The sequence below is a fragment of the Halotalea alkalilenta DSM 17697 genome, assembly GCF_000621205.1.
GTDB lineage: Bacteria > Pseudomonadota > Gammaproteobacteria > Pseudomonadales > Halomonadaceae > Halotalea > Halotalea alkalilenta.
Genome location: NZ_KK211232.1, coordinates 124,483 through 146,672 on the forward strand (window position 1 = coordinate 124,483; position 22,190 = coordinate 146,672).

A 22,190-nucleotide genomic window follows, 5' to 3' on the forward strand; every position below is an offset into this window, starting at 1 on the left:
TACCAATGCAGGCAGAGTGTTCACCCCGGTTGAGTATCCAAACCGGGCTCACTATCTTCGGCAATGGATCTGCTTTCCCGCTGCACCAGGCGTGCCGGGGCACACGTAGGGCGACGCCTGCGGACGAGTCGATTAGAATGCCCTTTCCATGCCGAGGAACGCGCCAATGAATCCAGCCGCACTGTGGCAGCAGGCCCGTGACGAAGCGATGGCGATCAGCCATCAGGAGCCGGAGCTCACGCCCTTGATGCTCGGCGCGATCCTCGACCGGCCTTCGCTGGGCGCAGGCCTTGCGCACCGCCTGGGGCGTCGCCTCGCCCATCCCGATCTCGCCGCCGACCAGCTCACATCGCTGTTCGAGCAGCTGCTCGCCGGTCACGTCGAAATCGCCACGGGCATCGCGCTCGATCTCACCGCGATACTCGAACGCGACCCCTCGGTGCGCCAGGTCAGCGAGGCGCTGCTCTATCTGAAGGGATTCCACGCCCTGACCACCCACCGCTTCGCCCACGCGCTATGGCATGACGGCCGCCGGCAGATGGCGCGCTACCTGCAAAGCCGCAGCTCCGAGGTGTTCCAGACCGACATCCATCCCGCGGCAAGGATCGGCAACGGCGTATTCATCGACCATGCCACCGGAGTGGTGATCGGTGAGACCGCGGAGATCGGCGACGATGTCTCGTTGCTCCAAGGCGTCACCCTGGGCGGTACCGGCAAGCAAAGCGGTGATCGTCATCCCAAGGTGCGCCGCGGCGTGCTGATCGGCGCCGGTGCCAAGGTGCTCGGCAACATCGAGATCGGCGAGGGCGCACGGATCGGTGCGGGCTCGGTGGTGCTGGACCCGGTGCCGCCGCATACCACCGCGGTGGGCGTGCCGGCACGGGTCGTCGGCGCCGCCGGCTGCGCCGTCCCGGCGCAGCGGATGGACCACCGCCTCGACGGCTGCCACACCGGTTGAACTCAGCGCGGCGCGCTGTCACCCGCGCCCAGCGGGCGCTGCATCAGCACGGTATCGAGCCAGACGCCGTGCTTCCAGCCCACCGAGCGCAGCGTACCGACCCGCTCGAAGCCTACCTTCTCGTGCAGCCGGAGCGAGCCCAGGTTGGCGGAGTCACCGACCACTGCGATCAGCTGCCGACCGCCCCTCTCCTGCGCGTCCTCTATCAACCGGGTCATCAGCGCCTCCCCCACACCTCGTCCGCGCCAGCGCGCATCGACGTAGACTGAGCTTTCGAGCGTGGACGAATAGGCCGGACGCGCCCGATAGGCGCCCGCATAGGCGTAGCCGATCGTCTCCCCAGCGCATCGCGCAACCCAATAGGGATGGTTCGCCTCGGCGAGCGTGATCCAGCGCCGGCGCATCTCGGCCTCATCGGGCGGATCGAGTTCGAAACTCGCCCGCCCATAGCGCACGGCCTCGGCATAGATCGCAGTGATCGCGGCGATGTCCTCGGCCTCACAGGGATGCAAAGAAAATCCAGTGGATGGATCGATGGCAAGCACGATGGGCTCCTGGCGGTGAATCGATGGGCAAGCACAGGAGCAGGATGCTGCTTCTTCAACTCAAGAAGAAGGTTATCTTGGTTATGTCATCGATAAGGAAAACTTTGATGAACGGCCTCGACCTCAACCAGCTGCACACCTTCATCGACGTGATCGAGCTTGGCAGCTTCTCCGCCGCCGCGGAGCATCGCGGGATCAGCCAGCCGGCGGTGAGCGCCCAGGTCCGCCAGCTCGAGCACCGCCTCGGCGTGCGCCTGATCGATCGCTCGGGCCGCCGTGCCCAGGCAACCGCCGCCGGCCAGGAGCTGTTGATCCACGCTCGGCGGATCGCGCAGGAGGTCGCCAGTACGCTCGAGACCCTGCAGCCCCACCGCGAAGGCACCCAGGGCCGGATTCGACTCGGCACCGGGGCCACCGCCTGCATCCATTTGCTACCGCCGCTGCTCAAGCGGTTGAAGCAGCGGATGCCGGGACTCGACATCACCGTGCGCGCGGGCAACACCCAGGAGCTGCTCAAGCAGCTCGAGAGCAATAGCCTGGATCTGGCCCTGGTCACGCTTCCCGCCGCCGGGCGCAGCCTCGAGGTGATCGAGCTCTACCAGGACGAAATGGTCGCCGTGCTGCCGCTCAGCGAGGCCGACGGGCTCGAAGCGCTCGAGGCCACGCGATTCCTGAGCCAGCCGCTGATTCTCTACGAGAGCGCAGGCCATACTCGCCACCTGGTCGATCGCTGGTTCGCAGCCGCGGGAGAACGCCCGAAGCCGAGCATGGAGCTCGGCAGCGTCGAAGCGATCAAGCGTTTGGTGGGCGCGGGACTGGGCTGGGCGATCCTCCCCCGCCTGGCACTGCCGCCCGAGGGACGAGATGCAGAGATCGAGGGCCTCCCCCTCTCTCCACCGCTGGTGCGCTCGCTCGGGCTGGTGATGCGTCGGGACAAGCGTTCTAGCCGAGCGCTGTACGAGACCGTCGAGGCACTGCTTTCACTGCGCACCTCTTGAGCCGAGACGCGCCCGCGTTATCCGGAAACGAAAACCAGAAACGAAAAAAGGAACCGAGCTTGCGCTCGATTCCTCTTCGATATTCGTGGCGGAGAGGGAGGGATTCGAACCCTCGAAGCCTTGCGACTTACACACTTTCCAGGCGTGCTCCTTCGACCACTCGGACACCTCTCCTGCACTCGCTGCGTTTCAAGCTGCGACGAGAACGGCGCACACTCTATCCGTTGCTCCTCGGTTTTGCAAGCGATTCAATCAGCTACCGCAGGCGGTGCGTTTCGGGCAAGCGGCAGGACGACGCTGGCGCGCAGCCCACGGGGCTTGGCGTCGTCGAGGGTGAGGTTGCCCCCATAGAGCAGCACCAGCTCATCGACGATCGCAAGGCCGAGCCCCGAGCCGGGCCGGCGCTCGTCGAGCCGCGCACCGCGCGCCGCGCGCCGTGACTCGCCCACGTGCCTCGCCGCTCATCCCCGGCCCATCGTCTTCGACCTCGATCAGGCAGCGGCCTGCCTGTTCGCCCACCCGCAGCAGCACCCGTGCGCTCGCCCAGTGGACGGCATTCTCGAGCAGGTTGCCGACCACCTCCTGGAAGTCGTGGGCGTCCATGCGCACCTCGAGCCCCTCGCCCAGCTCGGCGTGCAGCTCGATACCACGGCGTTCGGCGATGCGCCGCAGGCCCTGTACGATCGGCGCCAGCGCGGTCGCCACGGTGGCGCGCTGGCCCAGGGTGGTGGCACCGGCCGCGGAGGCACGGGCCAAGTGATGGCGCACTGCGGCATCGATCCTCGAAAGCTCGTCGCCGATCGCGCGCCGCGCATCGGGCTCGAGCCGTTCGGCGTGCATGCCGAGCACGCTGATCGGCGTCTTCAGCGCATGGGCGAGGTTGCCCGCAGCGGCGCGGCCATGTTCGATCAGCCGTCGGTCACGGGCGAGCACCTCGTTCATCGCCCGAGCGACGCCGGCGAGCTCCGCCGGCGCCTGGTCGTCGAGCCTATCGCTGTCGCCACGCTCGACCGCCTCGAGTTCGCGCTGCAGTTCGCGCAGCGGCCTCAGCCCAAGCCGTACGAGCAGGTAGAGGCCGACCAGCAGCAGCAGGCCGAAACCAAGCAGGGCAAAGCCGATCATCCGCTTGAACCGACCGATGTCGGCTGCAAGGTCGCCGACCGAAGCAGCCACCGCGACGCGCAGGGGCCGCTCGATCCCCGCGATCCGAAGCTCGAGGCTGGCGACGCGCAGCCGCTCTCCCTGCGGGCCATCAAGCTCCCCATGCTGGTCGACATCCCCGAGGGCGAGCCGCTGGTCCCACAGCGAACGCGACACGCTCGACCCACCCTCGCCGTCGATCTGCCAGTACCAGCCCGAGTAGATTTGCTCGAAGCGGGGATCGTTCAAGCTCCGTCTCAGCCCGGGAGTCGATGCCCCCGGCAGGTATTCGACGTTGGCGGCGACCAAATCGAGGGTGGCGCCCAGATGATCGTCGAAGGCATCGCTCACCGCGCGCTGGAAACCGTAGGAGAGCAGCACACCGAGCAGCGGCAGCACCGCGAGGGTCAGCAGCAGCGAACCGATCAGCAACCGCGTCGAGAGCGCACGGGGCGCGCGCTCAGCCACCCTCGGTCAACCGGTAGCCCTGGCCGCGCACGGTCTCGATGCAACCGTGGCCGAGCTTGCGCCTCAGCCGGCTGATCTGGACATAGATCACGTTGGAATCCGGCGCTTGGTCGCGATCGTAGACGTGCTCGCTGAGTTCGCTACGCGAGACGATCCTCGGCGCGGCATGAAGCAGATAGGAGATCAGCCGCTGCTCCTGGGCGGAGAGCGCGATCGGCCTGCCGGTCAGGGTCAGGCTGCCGGTATGGGTGTCGAGACTGAGTTCGCCAAGACGCAGGACCGGGTGCGCATGGCCATGGCTGCGGCGTACCAGGGCACGCAAACGGAACAGTATCTCACCGGTCTCGAACGGCTTGGTGACGTAGTCGTCGGCCCCGGCGGAAAACCCCGCCGCTTTGTCCGACCAGCGATCTCGCGCGGTGAGCACCAGTACCGGCAACTCGATGCCCCGCCCCCGCCACTCGCCCAGCCAGCGGGTGCCGTCGCCATCGGGCAGGCCGAGATCCAGCACCACGGCGTCATAGGTCTCGGTGTCGATCAAATAGTCGGCACTGCGCCCATCGAACGACTGCTCGACCAGCACGCCCGCCTGCTTGAGCGACGCCGCCAGGGCATCGCTGAGCGCAATGTCATCCTCGACCAGCAGTATCTTCAAATCGCCCTCCTCGGCCGCTGCCCACCGTCCACAGCGGCGTCAACGCCGCCGCATCGCCTCGATGTCGACACCCTCGATGCCGATCAGCCTGCCGCTTTCGGCGTCGAACTCGAATTCGACCCGCTGGTTCAGCTCGCCAAGCATCTCGATCTCATAGACCAGCCGCCCATCTTCGCGATCGAGCTCGACCTCGATGACCCGACCGACGTAGTGACGATCGAGCCAATCGAGCAGCTCGGACAAGGGAACGACACGCCCCTCGCGTACGGCCTCGTGAAGCGGCTGCCAATCGTCGGCGTAGGCTGCGCCGCTCAGCGACAGCGCGAGCGCCAAAGCGCCGGCGCGCAGGACTCGGGACATGAAAGCTCGCCAGGGCGGTCGGTGGATGGAATCTATGTCTTCACTTTACCCGGGGAAAGATGAACGGCAAATGAACGGCGCGTTCAGGCCCCGGACAGTCGGGGTGGTTTAAAAAGGTGGCCACTGGGCGGCGAGGCTGCCGCTCTTTTCAAAGCAGAGTTTCCAGATACCAGGAGCCAGTCATGCAGATCAAACCTTTCCTCTATGCCCTCGTCATCCCCGCCACCCTCGGCGTCTCGAGCCTCGCCCAGGCCGATGGCGAGATCCCCTACGAGCGCCTCGGCGGCCTGCTCGACCAGGCCGAGGATTTCGGCTTCGTCGGTTTCGAGGAGATCAGCGTCGATGACCGCACCAAGCTCGAGATCGAAGGTTGGCGTGCAGACGGCTGGAAGCTCGAGCTCGACGTGATGATCGACGACGGGCGCCGGATCAAGGAGGCGATGCGCGAGGCGAGCGCACCTGCCTGGGCACTCACCCGTGAACGCCTCAACGCAGCGCTCGAGGCCGGACGCAGCGCGGGAGTCACCCACTTCTCCCAGCTCGAGGTCGACCGTGACGGCTACATCGAGGTCGAGGGCCGCGACGACGGCGGACGGGAGATCGAGGTGCGCCTGAACAGCGCGGACTTCTCGGTGATCCGCATCGAACGGGACTGAATCACGCAGGCCTCGCGGGATAACTCCGCGAGGCCGCCGCGAAGCCTACTTCGAAGCTCAGTCCCAGCGTTCGATGAAATCGGCAGGGTCGAGGACCGGCAGGCGCTTGTCATGCCCGGTCTTGTGACCGATGTAGAGGAAGCCGACCAGCTCGTCGATCGGGCTCAGGCCAAAGCCCTCGCGCACGATCGGGTGGTGGGCGAAGTCGCCGGTACGCCACATCGCGCCCAGTCCTTCGAGCTGGGCGGCGTAGAGCATCGCATGCGCCGCACAGCCGGCAGAGACCACCTGCTCGACCCGTGGCACCTTGGCGTTGTCCACGACCTTGGCGATCACCGCGATGATCAAGGGCGCGCGCAGCGCCTTCTGGCGGATCGAGTCCAGCTTTCCTTCCGAGACGTCGGGCTTGCGCGCACGTTCGGCGCGGGCACACAGCTCGCCGAGCCGCGCACGCCCCTCGCCCACGATCTCGACGAATCGCCAGGGGGTCAGCCCCTTATGGTCCGGTGCGCGCAGCGCGGCGCGGTAGAGCGTGTCGAGCTGGCTCGCCTCGGGAGCCGGGCCTTCGAGCTTGCCGTGGGAATTACGCTCGAGCAGCAGCGTCCTGGCATCCATCCTTCGTCTCCATGCTCGCAACAGGCATTCGCCCGCTGCAGGTTATTGGCGCGTCGTCCGGGCATCGAGCCAGGCGGGGTCGAGCGCATCGAGCGACGTGGCGCGACAGGGGTTGATATCGAGACCACCACGTCGCGTGTAGCGAGCCATCACCGCGAGCCGCTCCGGGCGTGCGCGCTCGAGCAGATCGAGGAAGATCCGCTCGACGCAGTGCTCGTGGAAATCCTGGTGGTTGCGATAGGACACCAGGTAGGCGAGCAAGGTCGCGGCGACCAGGCGAGGCCCGCGATAGCGCACGACCACGCTGCCCCAGTCGGGCTGGCCGGTGACCGGACAGTTGGACTTGAGCAGATGCGAATGGAGCGTCTCCTCGACCACTTCATCCTCCACGCAGCGCAGCAGCGCCGGATTCGGCGAATAGTCCTCGATCCCGACATCCAGCCCATCGATGCAGCTTCCCGGCAGACGCACGGTGGCCAGTACCGGGTCGTCGACGCCGAACAGCGCCACCTCGACCTGTGCCCCCGCGGCCTGGCTCAGGTCGCGGCGCAGCAGCGCCGCGACCTCTGCCTCATGGGCATGACGCATCTGATTGAAACCGTTGAGATACAGCTTCCACGACTTCGACTCGATCAGGTTGGGTGAGTTCGCCGGCACGGTGAAACGCGCAAGTCTCACCACCGGCTTGCCGCGCGGATCCAGCCAGGAGAGCTCGAAGGCCTGCCACTGGTCCAGCCCGACGAACGGCAGCGCCGCACCGGGAGCCAGGCCCAGCCCGGCGCGATTGGCGGCACGGGGGATGGGAAACAGAAGCCCCGCATCGTAGCGCTCGGGATAGCGCGATGCGTGACCGAGCGGGGCGTCATCGAGCCCTGGGTGTGTTGCATGATCGTTCATCAGTGACGAATCCCCTTGCCACGGTTGAGCATGCGCAGCGCCACGGCGAAGAACAGCACGTTGAACCCGACGATCGCCACCAGCGCCCAGCCCACCGCGATGTCGGAGACCCCGAGGATACCGAAGCGGAAGGTGTTGACCATATAGAGGATCGGGTTGAGCAGCGAGACGTGCTGCCAGAACTCGGGCAGGGTGTGGATCGAGTAGAACACCCCGCCGAGGTAGGTCAGCGGCGTGAGCACGAAGATCGGCACGATCGAGATATCGTCGAACTTGTTCGCCATCAGCGCATTGATGAAGCCGCCGATCGAGAACAGCGTCGCGGTGAGCACCACCACCAGGCAGGTGAGCAGCGGATGGACCACCTCGAGCCGAGTGAAGAACATCGACACCAGGGTGACGATCAGGCCGACCAGCAGGCCTCGAGCGGCACCGCCGGCGATGAAGCCGGTAAGGATGGTCCAGCCCTGCATCGGCGAGACGATCAGTTCCTCGACCGAGCGCTGGAACTTGTTGCCGAAGAACGACGAAGCGACGTTGGAGTAGCTGTTGGTGATCACCGACATCATGATCAGGCCCGGTACGATGTAGTCGATGTAGTCGAAGCCATCCATCTCGCCGACCCTCGAACCGATCAGGTTGCCGAAGATCAGGAAGTACATCGCCATGGTGATCGAGGGTGGCAACAGGGTCTGCGGCCAGATCCGCATGAAGCGACGAATCTCACGCACCACGATGGTCCATAGTGCGATCAAGGTCTGCTGTGCATTCACTTAGCGAATTCCTCCCTTACCACCCTGCTTGTCCTCGACCAGCGCGACGAACAGCTCTTCGAGCCGGTTGGCGCGGTTGCGCATCGACACCACCTCGATGCCTTGGGCGGTGAGCGCGGCGAAGGCGTCGTTGATTCGCTGGCCCCGGCTCACCGATAGGCTGAGCTGCGAAGGGTCGAGGCGCGCGACCGCGAAGCCTTCGATCTCAGGCACGCTTTCCAAGGGTGCAGCGAGATCGAGCACGAAAGTCTCGACGTCGAGCTGGCCGAGCAGTGCGCGCATGCTGGTGTTCTCGACGATTTCGCCGCGGTTGATGATCGCGATGTTGCGACAGAGGCTCTCGGCCTCCTCCAGATAGTGGGTGGTGAGGATGATCGTGGTCCCCTCCTCCCGATTGATCCGCTGCATGTATTCCCACATGCTGCGGCGCAGTTCGATGTCGACCCCGGCGGTCGGCTCGTCGAGGATCAAAAGCCGCGGCTGATGGATCAAGGCCCGCGCGATCATCAGCCGGCGCTTCATCCCTCCCGAGAGCATCCGCGCGGGCGTATCGCGCTTGTCGGCGAGCCCGAGGTCCTCGAGCAGCTGGCGCGCGCGCGGCTTGGCCCGCCTGAGCGGGATGCCGTAGTAGCCGGCCTGGGCGAGGACGATGTCCTCGACCTTCTCGAACTGATTGAAATTGAACTCCTGAGGCACCACGCCGAGAGCGTACTTGGCCTTGGAGAAGTCGCGATCGATGTCGATGCCGAAGATTTCCACCTTCCCCGCGGTCTTGTTGACCAGCGAGCAGATGATCCCCAGCGTGGTCGATTTGCCGGCCCCGTTGGGGCCCAGCAGGGCGAAGAAATCGCCATCGGCGACTTCGAGATCGATACCCTTGAGCGCTTGGTGATGATTGGCGTAGACCTTGGTCAGGCCACGGATCGAAAGGGCTGGAGCCGCCATCCACTACTCCTGTACTTGAAACCGACGCGTGAGCCGGTCGCGCGGCATCGACGACCAGACAGCGAGCACGTCAGTGGTATTCGCAGCGGCAGAGAACGCCGGAACGAGAAGGCGCAATATTCTAGCGCAAAAGGGCGGGTCGCACTGCCATGGGTTAGCGCCAGAAGGCGAAAAAGGCGCCTCTCGGCGCCTCTCGATTCGCTTCCCGAAGGCTGGCCGGGAAGTAAGGAAAGTGGCGTCCCATAGGGGGTTCGAACCCCTGTTACCGCCGTGAAAGGGCGGTGTCCTGGACCACTAGACGAATGGGACGCAGAAGGCGAAACCGGCTGTTCCCGGTGCGCCGCGCCGCTGGTTGCTTGACCCGCGACGCGGCGCATTATTCACGACTCGTTCCCGCTTGGCAAGCCCTGGCCGAAAGCTCGTCACCGCGGGCCTCAGTGGCCGAGCCAGCCAAGCCGAGCGCCGGTCGCACCGCCATGCGATCACGCAACAGGCCCACCATCGCCGCGCTGACCAGCACCATCACTACGCCGGCGCCTTGCACCAGCGTCAGCCGCTGGCCGAACACCAACCAGTCCATCCCAATTGCCGAAAGCGGGTAGACGAACGACAGCACGCCGACCAGCAAGGTGGGCAGCTTTTGGATCGCGCCATAGAGCAGCACGTACATGAACCCAGTGTGCACCACGCCGAGCAGGACCAAACACCACCAAGTGGTGAAGGTGAACGCAGGCAGCGCATCGATACCGGCGAACGGTGCCAGCAGCACTACACCGACGCCGAGCTGGACCAGGGTGATCAGCCCTGGCGGCACGCCATCGAGCCGCTTGACCACCAGCGCCGCGCCGGCGTAGAGCAGTGCGGCTACGAGCGCGAGCGCGATGCCGCTGGCGTAGCTGCCCTCGGCGTAGGCGATTTCGCCATGCCCTTCGGCCAGCAGCAAGGTTCCGGCGAAGGCGAGCAGTAGCCAACCGAGCCTGGCCGGCCGCGGACGCTCCTTGAACAGCAGCGCGCCGAGCGCGATCAGCATCAACGGCTGGGTGTTGTAGAGAGCGGTGGCGACGCCGATCGAGGCCCGCGAATAGGAAGCGAAGAGTGCCAGCCAGTTGCCGACGATCAGCAAGCCAGCGAGTGCACTCAGCGCCAGCACCCGCCGGCTCATCCACTCACCGCGCAGCCAGCCCATTGCCACGCAGACCGGCAGCAGCACCAGCGCACCGAACAGGCAGCGCCAGAACACCACCTCCTCGACCGCTCGCCCCGATACCAGCACCAGCGCGCCGGTGCTGCCAGATATCAGCATCGCCGCAATCATGCGCACCGCCCCACCGCGCAGGTGTCGCTCCATGGATACCTCCTCTCGAGCTCAGGATGTGGACGTCGATGGCTATACTCCGATGACTAAGAAGTTTGCTCTGGCGGGCGCATCGCATCCATGGAACATCCAAGCCCAAAGCGCTACCCTGGCTTTTTTATCAAGCCCGCTCACCGATTCTGGCTTAGAAAAGAAAATGCTCGACTCAATCGACCAGAAACTGCTCGCCACGCTGACCGAGGATGGCCGCAGCTCGCTCAAGTCGCTGGCGGCGATCTGCGGCCTCTCGCCACCGAGCGTCGCCGAGCGCCTGCGGCGGCTCGAGGAGCGCGGCATTCTCAGCGGCTACACCATCGACATCGAGCCCAGGGCGCTGGGCTATCAGTTCCAGGCGATCGTGCGGGTCCGCCCTCTACCGGGGCGGTTGCATGACGTCGAGCGCGAGATCCAGTCGATCGGAGAGATCACCGAATGCGACAAGGTGACCGGCGAGGACTGCTTCTACGCGCGGCTGCAGGTACGCTCGCTCGAACAGCTCGACGCGCTGCTCGACCGGCTGGCGAGACAGGCCGAGACGCACACCTCGATCGTCAAGACCAGCCCGGTGAAGCGCCGGCTGCCGCCGCTTGGCTGACCCCTTCCCCCGGAGCACGATGTGATCAGGCTGTTGCATACCGCCGACTGGCAGATCGGCAAGCCATTCGGCCAGTTCGAACCCGACGAGGCGGCGCTGCTCAGCGAGGCCCGCTTTCTCGCCGTCGAGCGCCTCGCCATGCTCGCCACCGAGCACCAGGTGGACGCGGTCCTGGTCGCAGGCGACGTGTTCGATGCCCAGACCGTCGCCGACAAGACCCTGCACCGACTGTTCAATGCCCTGGCGGGCTTTCCCGGCCCCTGGGTGATGATTCCCGGCAACCACGACGCGGCGCTGGCCGAGTCGGTGTGGCGCCGTGCCGAGCGGCTCGATGCGCTGCCGACCAACCTCCACCTCTGCCTGCGCCCGGAGCCGCTGCATCTCGAAGCGGCCAACCTCGTGGTGCTACCGGCGCCGCTGACCCAGCGCCACACCTACCAGGACCTCACCGACTGGTTCGACCTGGCCGCGACCCCCGAGGGAGCGCTGCGGATCGGCCTCGCCCATGGCAGCGTCGAGGGAATATTGATCGAGTCGATCGACTCGCCCAATCCGATCGCGCAGGACAGGGCCGACAAAGCGCGGCTCGACTACCTGGCGCTCGGCGACTGGCACGGCGCCAAGCGCATCGATGCGCGCAGCTGGTACGCCGGCACCCCTGAGCCCGACCGCTTCAAGGCCAACGACGCGGGACGCGCGCTCTTGGTCGAACTCGACGCGCCCGGCACCGAGCCTCGCGTCACCCAGCTCGAGACCGGACGCTACCGCTGGCGGCAGGAAACACGCACGCTGCGGGTGGCGAGCGACCTGGACGCCCTGCTCGAATGGCTGGCCGCGCTCGGCGGCGACGACGTCGTCGCGCTCATCCTCGAGGGCAGTCTCGATCTCGCCGCTCACCGGCGGCTCGAGACCGCGCTCGGCCAGGCCCGCGGCCGGGCGAGAAGCCTCAGGGTCGACACCCAGGCACTGCGGCTCGAGCCGACCGTCGAGGATCTCGATGCGCTCGCCGCCGACGGCTACGTCGGCGAAGTGATCGACGAACTGCGCGAGCAGCAAGGGGGCAGCGAAGGCGCCGTCGCACGAGATGCGCTGGCGCTGCTGGCTGGTCTGCTCGATGAGCGCAAGGAGAAGCGCCCATGAGGCTTTCGAAGCTGCGCGTCGAGCAGTTCAAGCGGTTTCGCTCCGGGGTGGAGCTCGATCATTTAGATCCCGGGCTCAATCTGTTCACCGGCCCCAACGAGGCCGGCAAGAGCACCCTGGTGGCGGCAATCCGAGCCGCGTTCTTCGAGCGTCATCGTTCGAGCAACGTCGATGAGCTGCGCCCCTGGGGCGAGAGCGGCGTCGCCCCCACGGTGATGCTCGAGTTCGAACTCGACGGCCGCTTTCACCGGCTGACCAAGAGTTTCCTTGCCCGCAAGCGCTGCGAGCTGCTGATCGACGGCGAGCGCTTCGAGGGCGACGACGCCGAGGAGCGGATCAAGGACCTGCTCGGCTTCCAGCAGCCCAGCCGTGGCGCGAGCAAGGCCGAGCACTGGGGCATTCCCGGGCTGCTATGGATTCGCCAGGGCGATGCCCAGGAGATCCGCCCCGCCGTCGAGCACGCCACCGATCAGCTGCGCAGTGCACTCGAACGCTCGCTCGGCGAGGTCGCGGCGAGCGGTGGGGACGAGCTGATCTCGCGGGTCGAGGCGCTGCGCTTGGAGCTGCTCACCGCGGCCACCGGCAAGCCGCGCGGAGAGTTCGAACGCGCGCTCAAGCAGCGCGACACGCTCTCCACGCAGCTCGACGAGCTCGACGAGCAAATCAGCCGCTACCGCCAACGCGTCGATGAGCTCGCCCGCTTGCGCGCCGAGCACCAACGCGACCAGCGCGAGGCGCCGTCCCGCGCGCTGCGCGAGCGGCTCGAAGCGGCCGAGGACCAGCTCAGGCAGGCACACGAGCGCCAGCGTCGCTTGGCCGACGAGCGCCTGCGCGCGGAGCAGATCGAGGCGCGCATCAGGCTCCTGCGCGAGCGGCTCGAGAGCTTCACCGCCCAGCGGCTGGCGGTCGACGAACGCCGCCAGGCGCTGACGTTGAGCACCCAGGCATTGGCTAGCGCCAACGCCGAGCTCGCCGCCTGGCGAGGCCGGCTCGAGCAGGTCGATCGAGCGCGTCGGCACAGTCGCGACCGGCTGCGCCAGGCGCGCCAGCAGGCCAGTCGCGCACAGCTGGCGCAGCGAATCGAGCGCCTCGACGACGAGCTCGACCAGCGCCAGCGTCGGCTCGTCCAGGTCGAGAGCGCGGGCCAGCGGGCGCGCAAGCTCGCCGAGCTGCGCGGCACCAGCGCGATCGAGGCATCGGAAGTGGAGGCGCTGCGCGCCGAGCAGGCGCGGCTGCGCGAGCTCGAGATCGAACGCCGCGCCGCCGCCACCCTGCTCGACTTCAGCCTCGATGAGCAGCAGCGCATCGAGCTCGATGGCGAGCCGCTCGAAGGCCAGGGCGAACGCCGGCTGCTCGGCCCCGCAACGCTGCGCTTGCCGGGTCTCGGCACGCTCAGGATCACCCCTGGAGGCGCGAACCTTTCCTCCCTCGGTGCACGCCATCGCGAACTCTCGGAGCTTCATGCCGAGCGGCTGGCGAGGCTCGGCGTGGACTCGCTCCACCGCGCCGAAGCGCGGCTGGTCGAGCAGCGCGAGCTCGACTCCGAGGCGCGCGCCCTCGAAGCGACGCTGGCTGCCCTCGCGCCGGCGGGGGTGGAGGCGCTGCGTGAGGAGTGCGCCGCGCGCAGGCAGGAGCGCGAGACGCTGATCCGCACGCTTGCCGAACTGACCACCGAGGCGCGGGAGCCGGCGCTCGACATCGCCGCCGTCGAAGCCGAAGACGAGCGGCTCGACGGCGAGCTGCGCGAGGTCGACCAAGCGCTGCGCCAGGCGCAGCTACGCGCGAGCCGGGCCCAGGTACAGTGCGACGTCGACGAGCGCGAGCTGGCCACTGCGCAGGCGGCGCTCGAGGCACCGGAGCGGACCGCGCGGCTCGATGCCGGCCACCGCGAGGAGACCGAGACCAATGCCGAGCTCGCCACCCAGCTCGCCCGGATCGAGGCGCTCGAGCGCAAACTCGAGGCTGACCAGCCCGAGATCCTCGCCCAGGACGTCGAACGGCTGAAGCGCAGCGTCCAGCAGCAGGAACGACGCTTCGCCGAGCGCCGCGAGGCGATGACGCGGCTCGAGGTCGAGCTCGAGAGCCTCGGCGCCCAAGGTCTCGAGGAGCGCCGCGCGGAGCTCGCCCGCGACCTTGCCCAGCTGACACGCCGCTGCGATGAGTTGGAGCGTCGAGCCCGCGCGCTGGACCTGCTGCTCGAGCGGCTGCGCGACAAGCGCCAGCGGCTCACCCAGCGGCTCCAGGCGCCGCTCGTGCATCATCTCGAACGCTACCTGCGCCTGCTGCTGCCCGAGGCCCGGCTCGAGCTCGACGAGGGCCTGGCCCCAGTCAGCCTGACCCGCCCCGGCGCGCACGGCGTCGAGCATGGAGATTTCGACCAGCTGAGCTTCGGCGCCCGTGAGCAGATGGGCGTGATCAGCCGTCTCGCCTACGCCGACCTGCTCAAGGAGGCCGGACGACCGACGCTCTTGATCCTCGACGATGCGCTGGTACACGCCGACGAATCCAGGCTCGCGCAGATGAAGCGGGTGCTGTTCGACGCGGCGACCCGCCATCAGCTGCTGATCTTCAGCTGCCATCCCGAGGCCTGGGCGGATTTGGGCGTCGCTGAGCGACGGATCCCCGATCTCGTCCACGCGGGTCAGGACGCGCCCACGCGCTAGGGCGTGTTGACACCCTATTGAAAGTCGCGGCTGCGCACGTCGAGCCCATCGAGCAGCGCGCTGATATCGTGCAGGTGATGGGCGATCAGGTGGCGCACGCCCTCCTTGCTTTCCAGCCGCCCGCTCACCCTCAGCAGCCGCGACTCGACCAGCGCCAGGCGCTGGCGCTCGGCGAGCGCTCGCCAGACCACCACGTTGACCATGCCGAACTCGTCTTCGAGGGTGACGAAGATCACCCCGCTGGCGGTGCCCGGCCGCTGGCGGCCGACCACCAGCCCAGCGACGCTGACGCCACGCCCCTGCTCGAGCCCGGCCAGTGCGCGGGAGTCGACGCAGCGGCGCAGTTCGGCGCGCCCGCGCAGCAGCCGCAGCGGATGCGGCCCCAGGGTGGTGCCCAGGGTGGCATAGTCGGTGAGCAGGTCCTCGCCGGTGTTGGTCAGCGGTAGCGGGACCGCTTGCTCCTCGGTGGCAGGGAGCGAGGCGAACAGCGGACGCTGCGCTTCGATACCCGCCACGGCCCAGCGTGCCCGATGGCGGTTGCCCGCCAGCGCACGCAGGGCCCCCGCGTCGGCGAGCAGCGCAAGCGCGCGGGGTTCGAGCCGGGCACGGCGGGCCAGCTCCGCTACGTCGTTGAACGCTCCCTCTGCCCGGGCCGCTTCGATCCGCCCGGCCTGCACCTGGCGAAAGCCGCGCACCATCCGAAGCCCCAGCCGGATTCCCCATGCACCGTCACGACCCGATTCGAGCGAGCAGTCCCAAGCGCTGTAGCGAACGTCCACCGGCAGGACCCTGATGCCGTGGCGGCGAGCGTCCTGCAGTACCTGGTCGGGAGAGTAGAAACCCATCGGCCAGCTATTGACCAGCGCACAGGCATAGGCCGCCGGATAGTGGCACTTGAGCCAGCAGCTGGCGTAGGTCAGCAGCGCGAAGCTGGCGGCGTGGGATTCGGGAAAGCCGTAGCTGCCGAAGCCCTTGATCTGCTCGAAGATCCGTTCGGCGAAGCCGGCATCGTAGCCGCGCTCGAGCATGCCCTGGGTCAACCGCTCGCGATGGTGCTCGAGCCCGCCATGGCGCTTCCACGCCGCCATCGAGCGACGCAGCTGATCGGCCTCGCCCGCGCTGTAGCCCGCGGCGGTGATCGCAAGCTCCATCACCTGCTCCTGGAACAGCGGCACGCCGAGGGTGCGCTTGAATACCCGCTCCAGTCCCTCGGAGGGGTAGCTCACCGGCTCCTCGCCCCGCCTGCGCTTGAGGTAGGGATGCACCATGTCGCCCTGGATCGGCCCCGGGCGCACGATCGCGACCTGGATCACCAGGTCGTAGAACGTCTTCGGCCTGAGCCGGGGCAGCATCGCCATCTGCGCCCGCGACTCGATCTGGAACACGCCGAGGGTGTCGGCGTTCTGGATCATCCGGTAGGTCGGCCCGTCCTCGGCAGGCACCGACGCCAGGGTCAGCTGTCGCCCGTAGTGGCGTTCGATCAGTGCGAAACAGCGCCTCAGCGCGCTGAGCATGCCGAGCGAGAGGATATCGACCTTGAGCAGCCCGACCAGGTCGAGGTCATCCTTGTCCCACTGGATCACCGTGCGCTCGGCCATCGCCGCGTTCTCCACCGGCACCAGGGTGTCGAGCGGCGCCTCGGAGATCACGAAGCCGCCCGGATGCTGGGAGAGATGGCGAGGAAAGCCGACCAGCTCACGGGACAGCGCCAGCACCCGCTTGAGTACCGGGCTCGCCGGATCGAAGCCGCCCTCGACCAGCCGCTCGGCCGAGGGCAGCCGATCGCTCCAGCTGTCGCAGCAGTCGGCCAGCGCATTGACCTGGTCCGGCGGCAGGCCAAGCGCCTTGGCGACGTCACGAATCGCGCCGGCGGCGTGGTAGCTGCTGACCACGGCGGTGATCGCGGCGCGATGGCGGCCATAGCGTCGGAAGACGTACTGGATCACCTCCTCGCGCCGCTCGTGCTCGAAGTCGACGTCGATATCGGGCGGCTCGTTGCGCTCCTTGGAGATGAAGCGCTCGAACAGCAGGTTGATCCGCGTCGGATCCAGTTCGGTGATCCCGAGCGCGAAGCACACCGCCGAATTGGCCGCCGAACCGCGCCCTTGGCAGAGGATGCCTTGGCCGCGCGCGTAGGCGACGATGTCGTGGACGGTGAGGAAGTAGCTTTCGAACCCGAGCTCATGGATCAGCGCCAGTTCGCGCTCGATCAGCGCCTTGACCTCGGTGGAAGCCCCCTCGGGCCAGCGTTCGAGCATCCCCTTCTCGACCAGCTCGCGCAGCCAGCTGGCCGGCGTGTGCTCCCTGGGCACCAGCTCATGGGGATAGCGGTAGCGCAGCTGGCCGAGATCGAAGCCGCAGCGCCCGGCGATCGCCAGGCTCTCCGCCAGCGCCTTCGGCGGATACAGCTCGGCCAGCGCGTCCCGCGGACGCAGGTGGCGCTCGCCATTGGCGAACAGTCGATGGCCCGCCTCGGCCACCGTGGTGTGGTGACGGATCGCGGCCATGGTGTCCTGCAGCGCACGCCGCCCGCGGGCGTGCATGTGCACGTCGCCACAGGCCACCACCGGGATCAAGAGCCGCCGGGCCAGTCCGAGCAGCCGCTCGCAGCGCGCGGCGTCGTCCGGCCCGCGATGCAGCTCGAGCGCGAGCCACAGCCGCCCGGGAAACAGCTCGCCCAGCCGGCGGCCCGGCGTGGCGTCGTCTTCGTCATCGGGCACCCAGAGTGCGATCAGCCCATCGCAGCCCTCCTCGCGCAGATCATCCTCGAGCAGCTGATAGCGGCCCTTCTCCGCCCGCCCGCGCGCACGGGTGATCAGCCGGCAGAGCCGCTGGTAGCCGGCCAGGTCCTCGACCAGCAGTACCAGCTTGGGCCCTTGATAGATGCGAAACTCGGCACCGACGATCAGCGCCACCTGGTGCTGCCTGGCCGCCTGCCAGGCGCGCACGATGCCGGCCAGGGTCGCTTCGTCGGTGATCGCCAGCGCCCGGTAGCCGAGCCGGCGCGCGCGCGCGAACAGCTCGTCCGCGTTCGAGGCGCCGCGCTGGAAGCTGAAATTGGACAAGCAGTGCAGCTCGGCGTAGTCGGGGCTCATCCGAACCACCCCTGCAGCCAGTAGTGGCCATCTCCCCCCACTTCACGATAGACCCAGGCACGCTGCCCCTGGCGAGTCTCGATCAGGTAGTAATCGCGACGCACGTCGCCGCCATCCCACCAGCCCGACTCGATCCGCTCGGGACCGGCGAGGATGCCCGCCACTTCGGCGTCTAACGGTATCGGCCGCGCCAGCAGCCAGCCCGGGCGCGGCCGGGTGTCATCCACCTGGGCCGAGGCCAGGAACGCCGGCTGCCAGGCGCATTCGGGACGATGGTCCCCCACAGTGCCGAGACCATGCACCGCATGGTCGCCAAGCCGTGCGCGCAGGCGCTCCCTCAACTGCTCCCAGGGCTGGGACTGCTGGGGACGGGCCTCGAACAACTCGCGTCGCTCCGGTGCGAAAGGCGGCAGCTCGCGCGCGACCAGCCGCACCGCGCGTACCGGCGCGCCGACCCGGGTACGCTCGAGCCGGCCCCGGGCGAGCTCGAACAGCAGCCCAGGGTCGCGCTCGGCACCGAGCAGCCCGACCGGGACCTGGCTCGGCGTCCCCTTGACATGCTCGAGCTCGAGAGTGAAGCGCTGCACCCCACTGTCACGACCGGCGAGGAAGGCGGAGAGGTCGCCGATCAAGCGCCTGAGCGGAAACAGCAGCGCCTGGTGGGAGGAGACTTCGAAGTTGAGCTCGAGACGCAGGTCGAACTCGTCCGGCGGCAGGTAGCTCTCGAGCGCCAGCGGCCATTCGCCCAGGAGTTCGCCGAGATGACGTATCACCTCGGGGGCGAAACGCCGGGTCAAGGTCGCCCGGGGCAGCGCCAGCACCTGGCCCAAATGACGCAGCCCCATCCTCGAGAGCGCCTCGACCGCATCGCGGGGCAGTCCGGCGCGCTCGACCGGCAGCGCGCCGAGCACGTCTTTGAGTGCCTTCTGACTCGTCACGGCGAGGCCATCGTGGGCATTGCCCAGCACTCGCGCGGCGGCGGGGTTGGGTGCGACGTTGATCCGGTGAGTGAAACCCAGCGCAGCGAGCGCTTCGCGCAGCCGCGCCTCGAAGCGCGGCCAGGGGCCGAACAGCGCCAGGCTGCTCGCGATCTCGACCAGCAGCGCGCACGGATAGTGCAGACTGACCTGGGAGCTGTAGCGATAGGCCCAGGCAGCGAGCAGCCGCTGCCAGCGCTCGGCATCCCGTGGATCATAGGCGTGGATGGTAAAATCGCGGCTCAGCGCCTGCGCCGCGGTCAACGACTGGCCCGGGCGCAGGCCCAGCGCCCGCGCCGCTGGGTTGACCGCATGCAGCACGCGACGCTGCGACGCCCCGGTGACCAGCGCCAAGGGAGCCGCGGGATCAGGATGGCGGCGCAGCACGCCATCCAGCGCAAGCCTCGGCAGCAGGATGCAAGCCCAGCGCATCGTCGCCTCACCCCGCCCGCGCGAATGCGATCGGCGTGGATGGCGCCAGCCCGCCACGGCACTTGAGTACCCTGATCCGCCCCTGCTCGAGCACCAAGCGCAGCGCCGCGGGCGATGGATTGGCCAGCGCCGCCAGCGGACGGTGAACGAATGCCAGGGTCTGGCCGCTCTCGGCAGCGACCTGTAGCCGGCGCAGCGCCCGATCGTCCGCTATTCTCGGCCAGCACAGCACCGCACCGCAGCTCCCCGAGCGCAGGCACTGCTCCGCCGCCCACAGCGCATCGCGCTCATCCGCCGCGATCAGCGCCAGACGCTCCAGCGCCACACCGGCCCGAGCCCAGGCGTGTGGATAGGGCAGGCAGGGCGGCGCCACCAGCACCACCCGCTCCCCCGCCTGGCTCAGGCGCGCGAGCGCCGGCCACAGCAGCGCGAGCTCACCGATGCCCTGCCCGGCCAGGAGGATCTCGGTCACCGCCGCCTCGGGCCAACCTCCACTCGGCAGGGCCGCGTCCAGCGCATCGTGTCCACTCGGGCAGCCCGTCGGCGGTCGGTTCGTCTCGCGGCCGCGCCAGATCCTGCGTTCATCGAGCAGGGCTTCCAATCCGCTCATCGATGCCCTCTCGCTTTGCAACGCCAGACGAGATGGCACCCCCGAGCGGATCGGCCAGGAAGAGCAGAAGCTTCTCGGATGGGCAGTAGTCGGTTCATGGGCGCAGTTGTACCCCATGGGCAAAATACTGTCCATACGTACAGTTAAAATTCACAGCCAGCGACTTTCCTGCTCCCGCCCCGCACCGCCGAGCGAGGCATCTTTCCACACGACGAACCGGCTTCTTTAACGCCAGGTTAATAACCTAGCGTTTTCCTATCCTTTTGATTCTCATCACGTATAGTGCCGGCATCAAAAAGCTCGGAGAGATGAATCGATGTCGCCCAAGTCCACCTTCAAGCTGGGTCTATGGCCATTTTTGATCCTCAACGCCGTGGTCGCGATCGCCGTGGTGGCGACCCATGACACCTACCAGGCATTCGTTCAGCAGGTCTGGCTCTGGCTGGCGCTCACCCCGGTCTTCTGCATTGCGCTGACCGCCAGGCTTCGCGACATCGGCCTGCCGGGCAGCTGGTCATGGTCACTGCTGTCCACCCTGTTGATGCTCTGTTTCCTGGTCGAGCAGCCGTTCGCCGGTGCGATGGGGCTGTTCATGTGGTGCTTCGCCGCCATGACCCCGGGCGAGGCCTTCGAGATGCAGCCAGCAGCCAGCGAGCACTGAACCGGCGGCACGCCGGACGCTTGGGCATCGATGCCAAGCGAGATGAAGACCCTCTGCTCGACCCCCGCCCTACTTGAGGACAGCCCCGGTGCGATCCAGCGCCATCGGGGGCTGTCCCCATGATTCGCCCAAGCCCCCGCCCCAAGCCCTCCTCGCCAAGCTCTTGCATCTGCGTGATCCTGCCGGCTCAGGCGCGCGCACCGGCGTGATCGATCGTTCCGTCGGCCCCTGAGCCAAACGCCAGAGGAGCGCAGGACGCTGCTCTTTTCTTGGTTATATACTTATTCCTTATTCACCTCTCTCATCCGAGGTCCTACCGCATGCGCGTCACCAGGATCAACGAGCGGCTCTCGATCGCCCCCCAGCCGAATTCGACCGATATCGCCCAATGGGCCGATCAAGGCTTCACCCTGTTGATCAATGCTCGCCCAGATGACGAAGAAGCGAGCCAGCCCGGCCACGCTTGCGAACGGCACACGGCCGAGCGCACGGGGATGGCCTATGCGTTCATTCCGGTCACCGGGACCACGATCACCAAGGCGGACATCCGGGCCTTCCAGGCGGCGCTGTCCGAGGCCAGCGGGCCGGCGGTGGCGCATTGCAAGACCGGCGCCCGGGCGCTGATGCTCTTCGCGCTCGGAGAAGCGCTCGATGGCCGGATGGAAGAGGACGAGGTGGTCGGCTTCGGCCAGCGACATGGCATCGACCTTAGCGCCGCGCGTCGCTGGCTCGAGCGCGAGCGCTCGAGCCGCCCGCGTGTCGAGGGCTTCTTCGACCCGCGCACCTTTTCGATCCAGTACCTGGTGATCGACCCGGATACGCGGGCATGCGCGGTCATCGACCCGGTGCTCGACTTCGACGAGAAATCCGGTGCTACCTCGACCCGCAGCGCCGATGGACTGCTCGAGTTCATCGCTGGTGAAGATCTCAAGCTCCAGTGGATCCTCGATACCCATCCCCATGCCGATCACTTCTCCGCCGCCCACTACCTGCGCAGCCGCACCGGTGCGCCGACCGCGATCGGCGAGCGGGTAATCGAGGTACAGAAGCTATGGAAGGAGATCTACCACTGGCCGGCACTCGCGACCGACGGCTCGCAGTGGGACCGGCTGTTCGCCGATGGCGAGCGGTTCATGATCGGCAACCTGGAGGCCGAGGTGCTGTTCTCCCCCGGGCACACGCTTGCATCGATCACCTATCTGGTCGGAGACGCCGCCTTCATCCACGACACCCTGTTCATGCCCGATAGCGGCAGCGCGCGGGCGGACTTTCCTGGCGGCGACGCACGCAGGCTGTGGCGATCGATCCAGCGCATTCTCGCCCTGCCCGACCAGACCCGGCTGTTCACCGGCCACGACTACCAGCCCGAGGGGCGCGCACCGCGCTGGGAAAGCAGCGTTGCCGAGCAAAAGCGTGCCAACGCCCATCTCGTCGGCATCGACGAACAGGACTACGTGGCGCTGCGCCAAGCGCGCGACCATACGCTACCGATGCCGAAGCTGATTCTTCACGCACTGCAGGTCAACATTCGCGGCGGGCGACTGCCCGAGCCTGAGTCGAACGGCAAACGCTATCTCAAGATCCCCCTCGACGCGCTCGGCGACGCGCCCTGGTAGCCTCCCTGGGCGCTGGCGAGCGCTCGGCCAGCGACAC

Annotated in this window: 21 protein-coding genes and 2 tRNA genes; 8 read left to right on the forward strand and 15 right to left on the reverse strand. The window is 67.5% G+C overall.

Features of this window, described 5'->3' with window-relative positions; genetic code table 11:
• Positions 1 to 166 precede the first annotated feature (166 nt).
• A complete protein-coding gene (gene cysE, locus Q376_RS0118205) occupies positions 167 to 958 on the forward strand; it encodes a serine O-acetyltransferase (protein WP_211266715.1) in 792 nt (263 codons plus the stop codon).
• A gap of 2 nt (positions 959 to 960) precedes the next feature.
• Here cysE and Q376_RS0118210 read toward each other — a convergent pair whose 3' ends face one another.
• Positions 961 to 1,503 (reverse strand): GNAT family N-acetyltransferase, encoded by a 543-nt coding sequence (locus Q376_RS0118210; protein ID WP_211266716.1) that lies wholly within the window; start codon positions 1,501 to 1,503, stop codon positions 961 to 963.
• A 107-nt stretch (positions 1,504 to 1,610) separates the two neighbouring features.
• On the opposite strand from Q376_RS0118210, the gene Q376_RS0118215 reads away from it, so the two are divergent.
• Positions 1,611 to 2,501, forward strand: coding sequence for a LysR family transcriptional regulator (locus tag Q376_RS0118215; RefSeq protein ID WP_027351514.1), 891 nt, complete (start codon positions 1,611 to 1,613; stop codon positions 2,499 to 2,501).
• A gap of 86 nt (positions 2,502 to 2,587) precedes the next feature.
• Here the strand turns inward: Q376_RS0118215 and Q376_RS0118220 are convergent.
• From Q376_RS0118220 to Q376_RS0118235, 5 genes are all read right to left on the reverse strand, one after another.
• Positions 2,588 to 2,675: transfer RNA gene (locus tag Q376_RS0118220), tRNA-Ser, on the reverse strand.
• 74 nt (positions 2,676 to 2,749) lie between these two features.
• Positions 2,750 to 2,950: an ATP-binding protein gene (locus Q376_RS25610; protein WP_342665988.1), complete on the reverse strand. Its 201-nt coding sequence runs from the start codon at positions 2,948 to 2,950 to the stop codon at positions 2,750 to 2,752.
• Positions 2,865 to 4,109, reverse strand: a complete 1,245-nt coding sequence (locus Q376_RS23440; RefSeq protein ID WP_211266717.1) for a sensor histidine kinase — start codon at positions 4,107 to 4,109, stop codon at positions 2,865 to 2,867. Before Q376_RS23440 ends, Q376_RS25610 begins: the two co-directional genes overlap by 86 nt.
• Positions 4,102 to 4,764, reverse strand: a complete 663-nt coding sequence (locus Q376_RS0118230; protein WP_027351515.1) for a response regulator transcription factor — start codon at positions 4,762 to 4,764, stop codon at positions 4,102 to 4,104. The genes Q376_RS23440 and Q376_RS0118230 overlap by 8 nt, the downstream gene beginning before the upstream one ends.
• Before the next feature lie 39 nt (positions 4,765 to 4,803).
• Positions 4,804 to 5,124: a PepSY domain-containing protein gene (locus tag Q376_RS0118235; RefSeq protein WP_052365511.1), complete on the reverse strand. Its 321-nt coding sequence runs from the start codon at positions 5,122 to 5,124 to the stop codon at positions 4,804 to 4,806.
• Positions 5,125 to 5,306: 182 nt separating this feature from the next.
• Here Q376_RS0118235 and Q376_RS0118240 point away from each other — a divergent pair, with 182 nt between their 5' ends.
• The gene (locus tag Q376_RS0118240; protein WP_027351517.1) at positions 5,307 to 5,780 is read left to right on the forward strand and encodes a PepSY domain-containing protein; all 474 of its coding nucleotides are present in this window, start codon (positions 5,307 to 5,309) and stop codon (positions 5,778 to 5,780) included.
• A 57-nt stretch (positions 5,781 to 5,837) separates the two neighbouring features.
• Here the strand turns inward: Q376_RS0118240 and Q376_RS0118245 are convergent, their stop codons facing one another.
• The 6 genes from Q376_RS0118245 to Q376_RS23450 all read right to left on the reverse strand — a co-directional run bounded on the left by Q376_RS0118245 (position 5,838) and on the right by Q376_RS23450 (position 10,358).
• On the reverse strand, positions 5,838 to 6,395 hold the full coding sequence (locus Q376_RS0118245; protein ID WP_027351518.1) for a nitroreductase family protein: 558 nt from the start codon (positions 6,393 to 6,395) through the stop codon (positions 5,838 to 5,840).
• Positions 6,396 to 6,437: 42 nt separating this feature from the next.
• Positions 6,438 to 7,292, reverse strand: a complete 855-nt coding sequence (gene queF, locus Q376_RS23445) for an NADPH-dependent 7-cyano-7-deazaguanine reductase QueF (protein WP_052365512.1) — start codon at positions 7,290 to 7,292, stop codon at positions 6,438 to 6,440.
• A complete protein-coding gene (locus tag Q376_RS0118255) occupies positions 7,292 to 8,065 on the reverse strand; it encodes an ABC transporter permease (RefSeq protein WP_027351519.1) in 774 nt (257 codons plus the stop codon). Before Q376_RS0118255 ends, queF begins: the two co-directional genes overlap by 1 nt.
• Positions 8,066 to 9,010 (reverse strand): ABC transporter ATP-binding protein, encoded by a 945-nt coding sequence (locus tag Q376_RS0118260; protein ID WP_027351520.1) that lies wholly within the window; start codon positions 9,008 to 9,010, stop codon positions 8,066 to 8,068. It abuts the gene before it with no gap.
• A 233-nt stretch (positions 9,011 to 9,243) separates the two neighbouring features.
• Positions 9,244 to 9,319: transfer RNA gene (locus tag Q376_RS0118265), tRNA-Glu, on the reverse strand.
• Positions 9,320 to 9,386: 67 nt separating this feature from the next.
• Positions 9,387 to 10,358, reverse strand: coding sequence for a DMT family transporter (locus Q376_RS23450; protein ID WP_081803645.1), 972 nt, complete (start codon positions 10,356 to 10,358; stop codon positions 9,387 to 9,389).
• Positions 10,359 to 10,521: 163 nt separating this feature from the next.
• On the opposite strand from Q376_RS23450, the gene Q376_RS0118275 reads away from it, so the two are divergent.
• Genes Q376_RS0118275 through Q376_RS23455 form a run of 3 tightly spaced genes read left to right on the forward strand, consistent with a single transcriptional unit; the run spans position 10,522 to position 14,762 of the window.
• Positions 10,522 to 10,959, forward strand: coding sequence for an Lrp/AsnC family transcriptional regulator (locus tag Q376_RS0118275; RefSeq protein ID WP_027351521.1), 438 nt, complete (start codon positions 10,522 to 10,524; stop codon positions 10,957 to 10,959).
• Positions 10,960 to 10,980: 21 nt separating this feature from the next.
• Positions 10,981 to 12,099 carry a metallophosphoesterase family protein gene (locus Q376_RS0118280; RefSeq protein WP_027351522.1) on the forward strand — a complete coding sequence of 373 codons (1,119 nt, stop codon included), beginning with the start codon at positions 10,981 to 10,983 and terminating at the stop codon, positions 12,097 to 12,099.
• Entirely contained in the window at positions 12,096 to 14,762 is a 2,667-nt protein-coding gene (locus tag Q376_RS23455) for an AAA family ATPase (protein WP_052365513.1), read from the forward strand. The genes Q376_RS0118280 and Q376_RS23455 overlap by 4 nt, the downstream gene beginning before the upstream one ends.
• 14 nt (positions 14,763 to 14,776) lie before the next feature.
• On the opposite strand, the gene Q376_RS0118290 is transcribed toward Q376_RS23455, so the two are convergent.
• The 3 genes from Q376_RS0118290 to imuA are packed head-to-tail and all read right to left on the reverse strand — an operon-like array spanning position 14,777 to position 19,876.
• Positions 14,777 to 17,878 carry an error-prone DNA polymerase gene (locus Q376_RS0118290; protein WP_027351523.1) on the reverse strand — a complete coding sequence of 1,034 codons (3,102 nt, stop codon included), beginning with the start codon at positions 17,876 to 17,878 and terminating at the stop codon, positions 14,777 to 14,779.
• Positions 17,854 to 19,266, reverse strand: coding sequence for a Y-family DNA polymerase (locus tag Q376_RS0118295; RefSeq protein WP_027351524.1), 1,413 nt, complete (start codon positions 19,264 to 19,266; stop codon positions 17,854 to 17,856). Before Q376_RS0118295 ends, Q376_RS0118290 begins: the two co-directional genes overlap by 25 nt.
• A 7-nt stretch (positions 19,267 to 19,273) precedes the next feature.
• Complete coding sequence (gene imuA, locus Q376_RS0118300) at positions 19,274 to 19,876, reverse strand: translesion DNA synthesis-associated protein ImuA (protein ID WP_043448686.1); 603 nt, start codon at positions 19,874 to 19,876, stop codon at positions 19,274 to 19,276.
• Positions 19,877 to 20,192: 316 nt separating this feature from the next.
• On the opposite strand from imuA, the gene Q376_RS0118305 reads away from it, so the two are divergent.
• Together Q376_RS0118305 and blh are read left to right on the forward strand one after the other, a co-directional pair.
• The gene (locus Q376_RS0118305; protein WP_027351526.1) at positions 20,193 to 20,537 is read left to right on the forward strand and encodes a hypothetical protein; all 345 of its coding nucleotides are present in this window, start codon (positions 20,193 to 20,195) and stop codon (positions 20,535 to 20,537) included.
• A gap of 320 nt (positions 20,538 to 20,857) precedes the next feature.
• Positions 20,858 to 22,153, forward strand: coding sequence for a bifunctional sulfur transferase/dioxygenase Blh (blh, locus tag Q376_RS0118310; RefSeq protein ID WP_027351527.1), 1,296 nt, complete (start codon positions 20,858 to 20,860; stop codon positions 22,151 to 22,153).
• Positions 22,154 to 22,190: the final 37 nt, after the last annotated feature.

Coding starts and splice junctions, on each gene's coding strand:
- cysE (WP_211266715.1), top strand. CDS start 167: ATGAATCCAGCCGCACTGTGGCAGCAGGCCCGTGACGAAGCGATGGCG.
- Q376_RS0118215 (WP_027351514.1), top strand. CDS start 1,611: ATGAACGGCCTCGACCTCAACCAGCTGCACACCTTCATCGACGTGATC.
- Q376_RS0118235 (WP_052365511.1), bottom strand. CDS start 5,124: ATGTCCCGAGTCCTGCGCGCCGGCGCTTTGGCGCTCGCGCTGTCGCTG.
- Q376_RS0118240 (WP_027351517.1), top strand. CDS start 5,307: ATGCAGATCAAACCTTTCCTCTATGCCCTCGTCATCCCCGCCACCCTC.
- Q376_RS0118245 (WP_027351518.1), bottom strand. CDS start 6,395: ATGGATGCCAGGACGCTGCTGCTCGAGCGTAATTCCCACGGCAAGCTC.
- queF (WP_052365512.1), bottom strand. CDS start 7,292: ATGAACGATCATGCAACACACCCAGGGCTCGATGACGCCCCGCTCGGT.
- Q376_RS0118260 (WP_027351520.1), bottom strand. CDS start 9,010: ATGGCGGCTCCAGCCCTTTCGATCCGTGGCCTGACCAAGGTCTACGCC.
- Q376_RS23450 (WP_081803645.1), bottom strand. CDS start 10,358: ATGGAGCGACACCTGCGCGGTGGGGCGGTGCGCATGATTGCGGCGATG.
- Q376_RS0118275 (WP_027351521.1), top strand. CDS start 10,522: ATGCTCGACTCAATCGACCAGAAACTGCTCGCCACGCTGACCGAGGAT.
- Q376_RS23455 (WP_052365513.1), top strand. CDS start 12,096: ATGAGGCTTTCGAAGCTGCGCGTCGAGCAGTTCAAGCGGTTTCGCTCC.
- Q376_RS0118295 (WP_027351524.1), bottom strand. CDS start 19,266: ATGCGCTGGGCTTGCATCCTGCTGCCGAGGCTTGCGCTGGATGGCGTG.
- imuA (WP_043448686.1), bottom strand. CDS start 19,876: ATGAGCGGATTGGAAGCCCTGCTCGATGAACGCAGGATCTGGCGCGGC.
- Q376_RS0118305 (WP_027351526.1), top strand. CDS start 20,193: ATGTCGCCCAAGTCCACCTTCAAGCTGGGTCTATGGCCATTTTTGATC.
- blh (WP_027351527.1), top strand. CDS start 20,858: ATGCGCGTCACCAGGATCAACGAGCGGCTCTCGATCGCCCCCCAGCCG.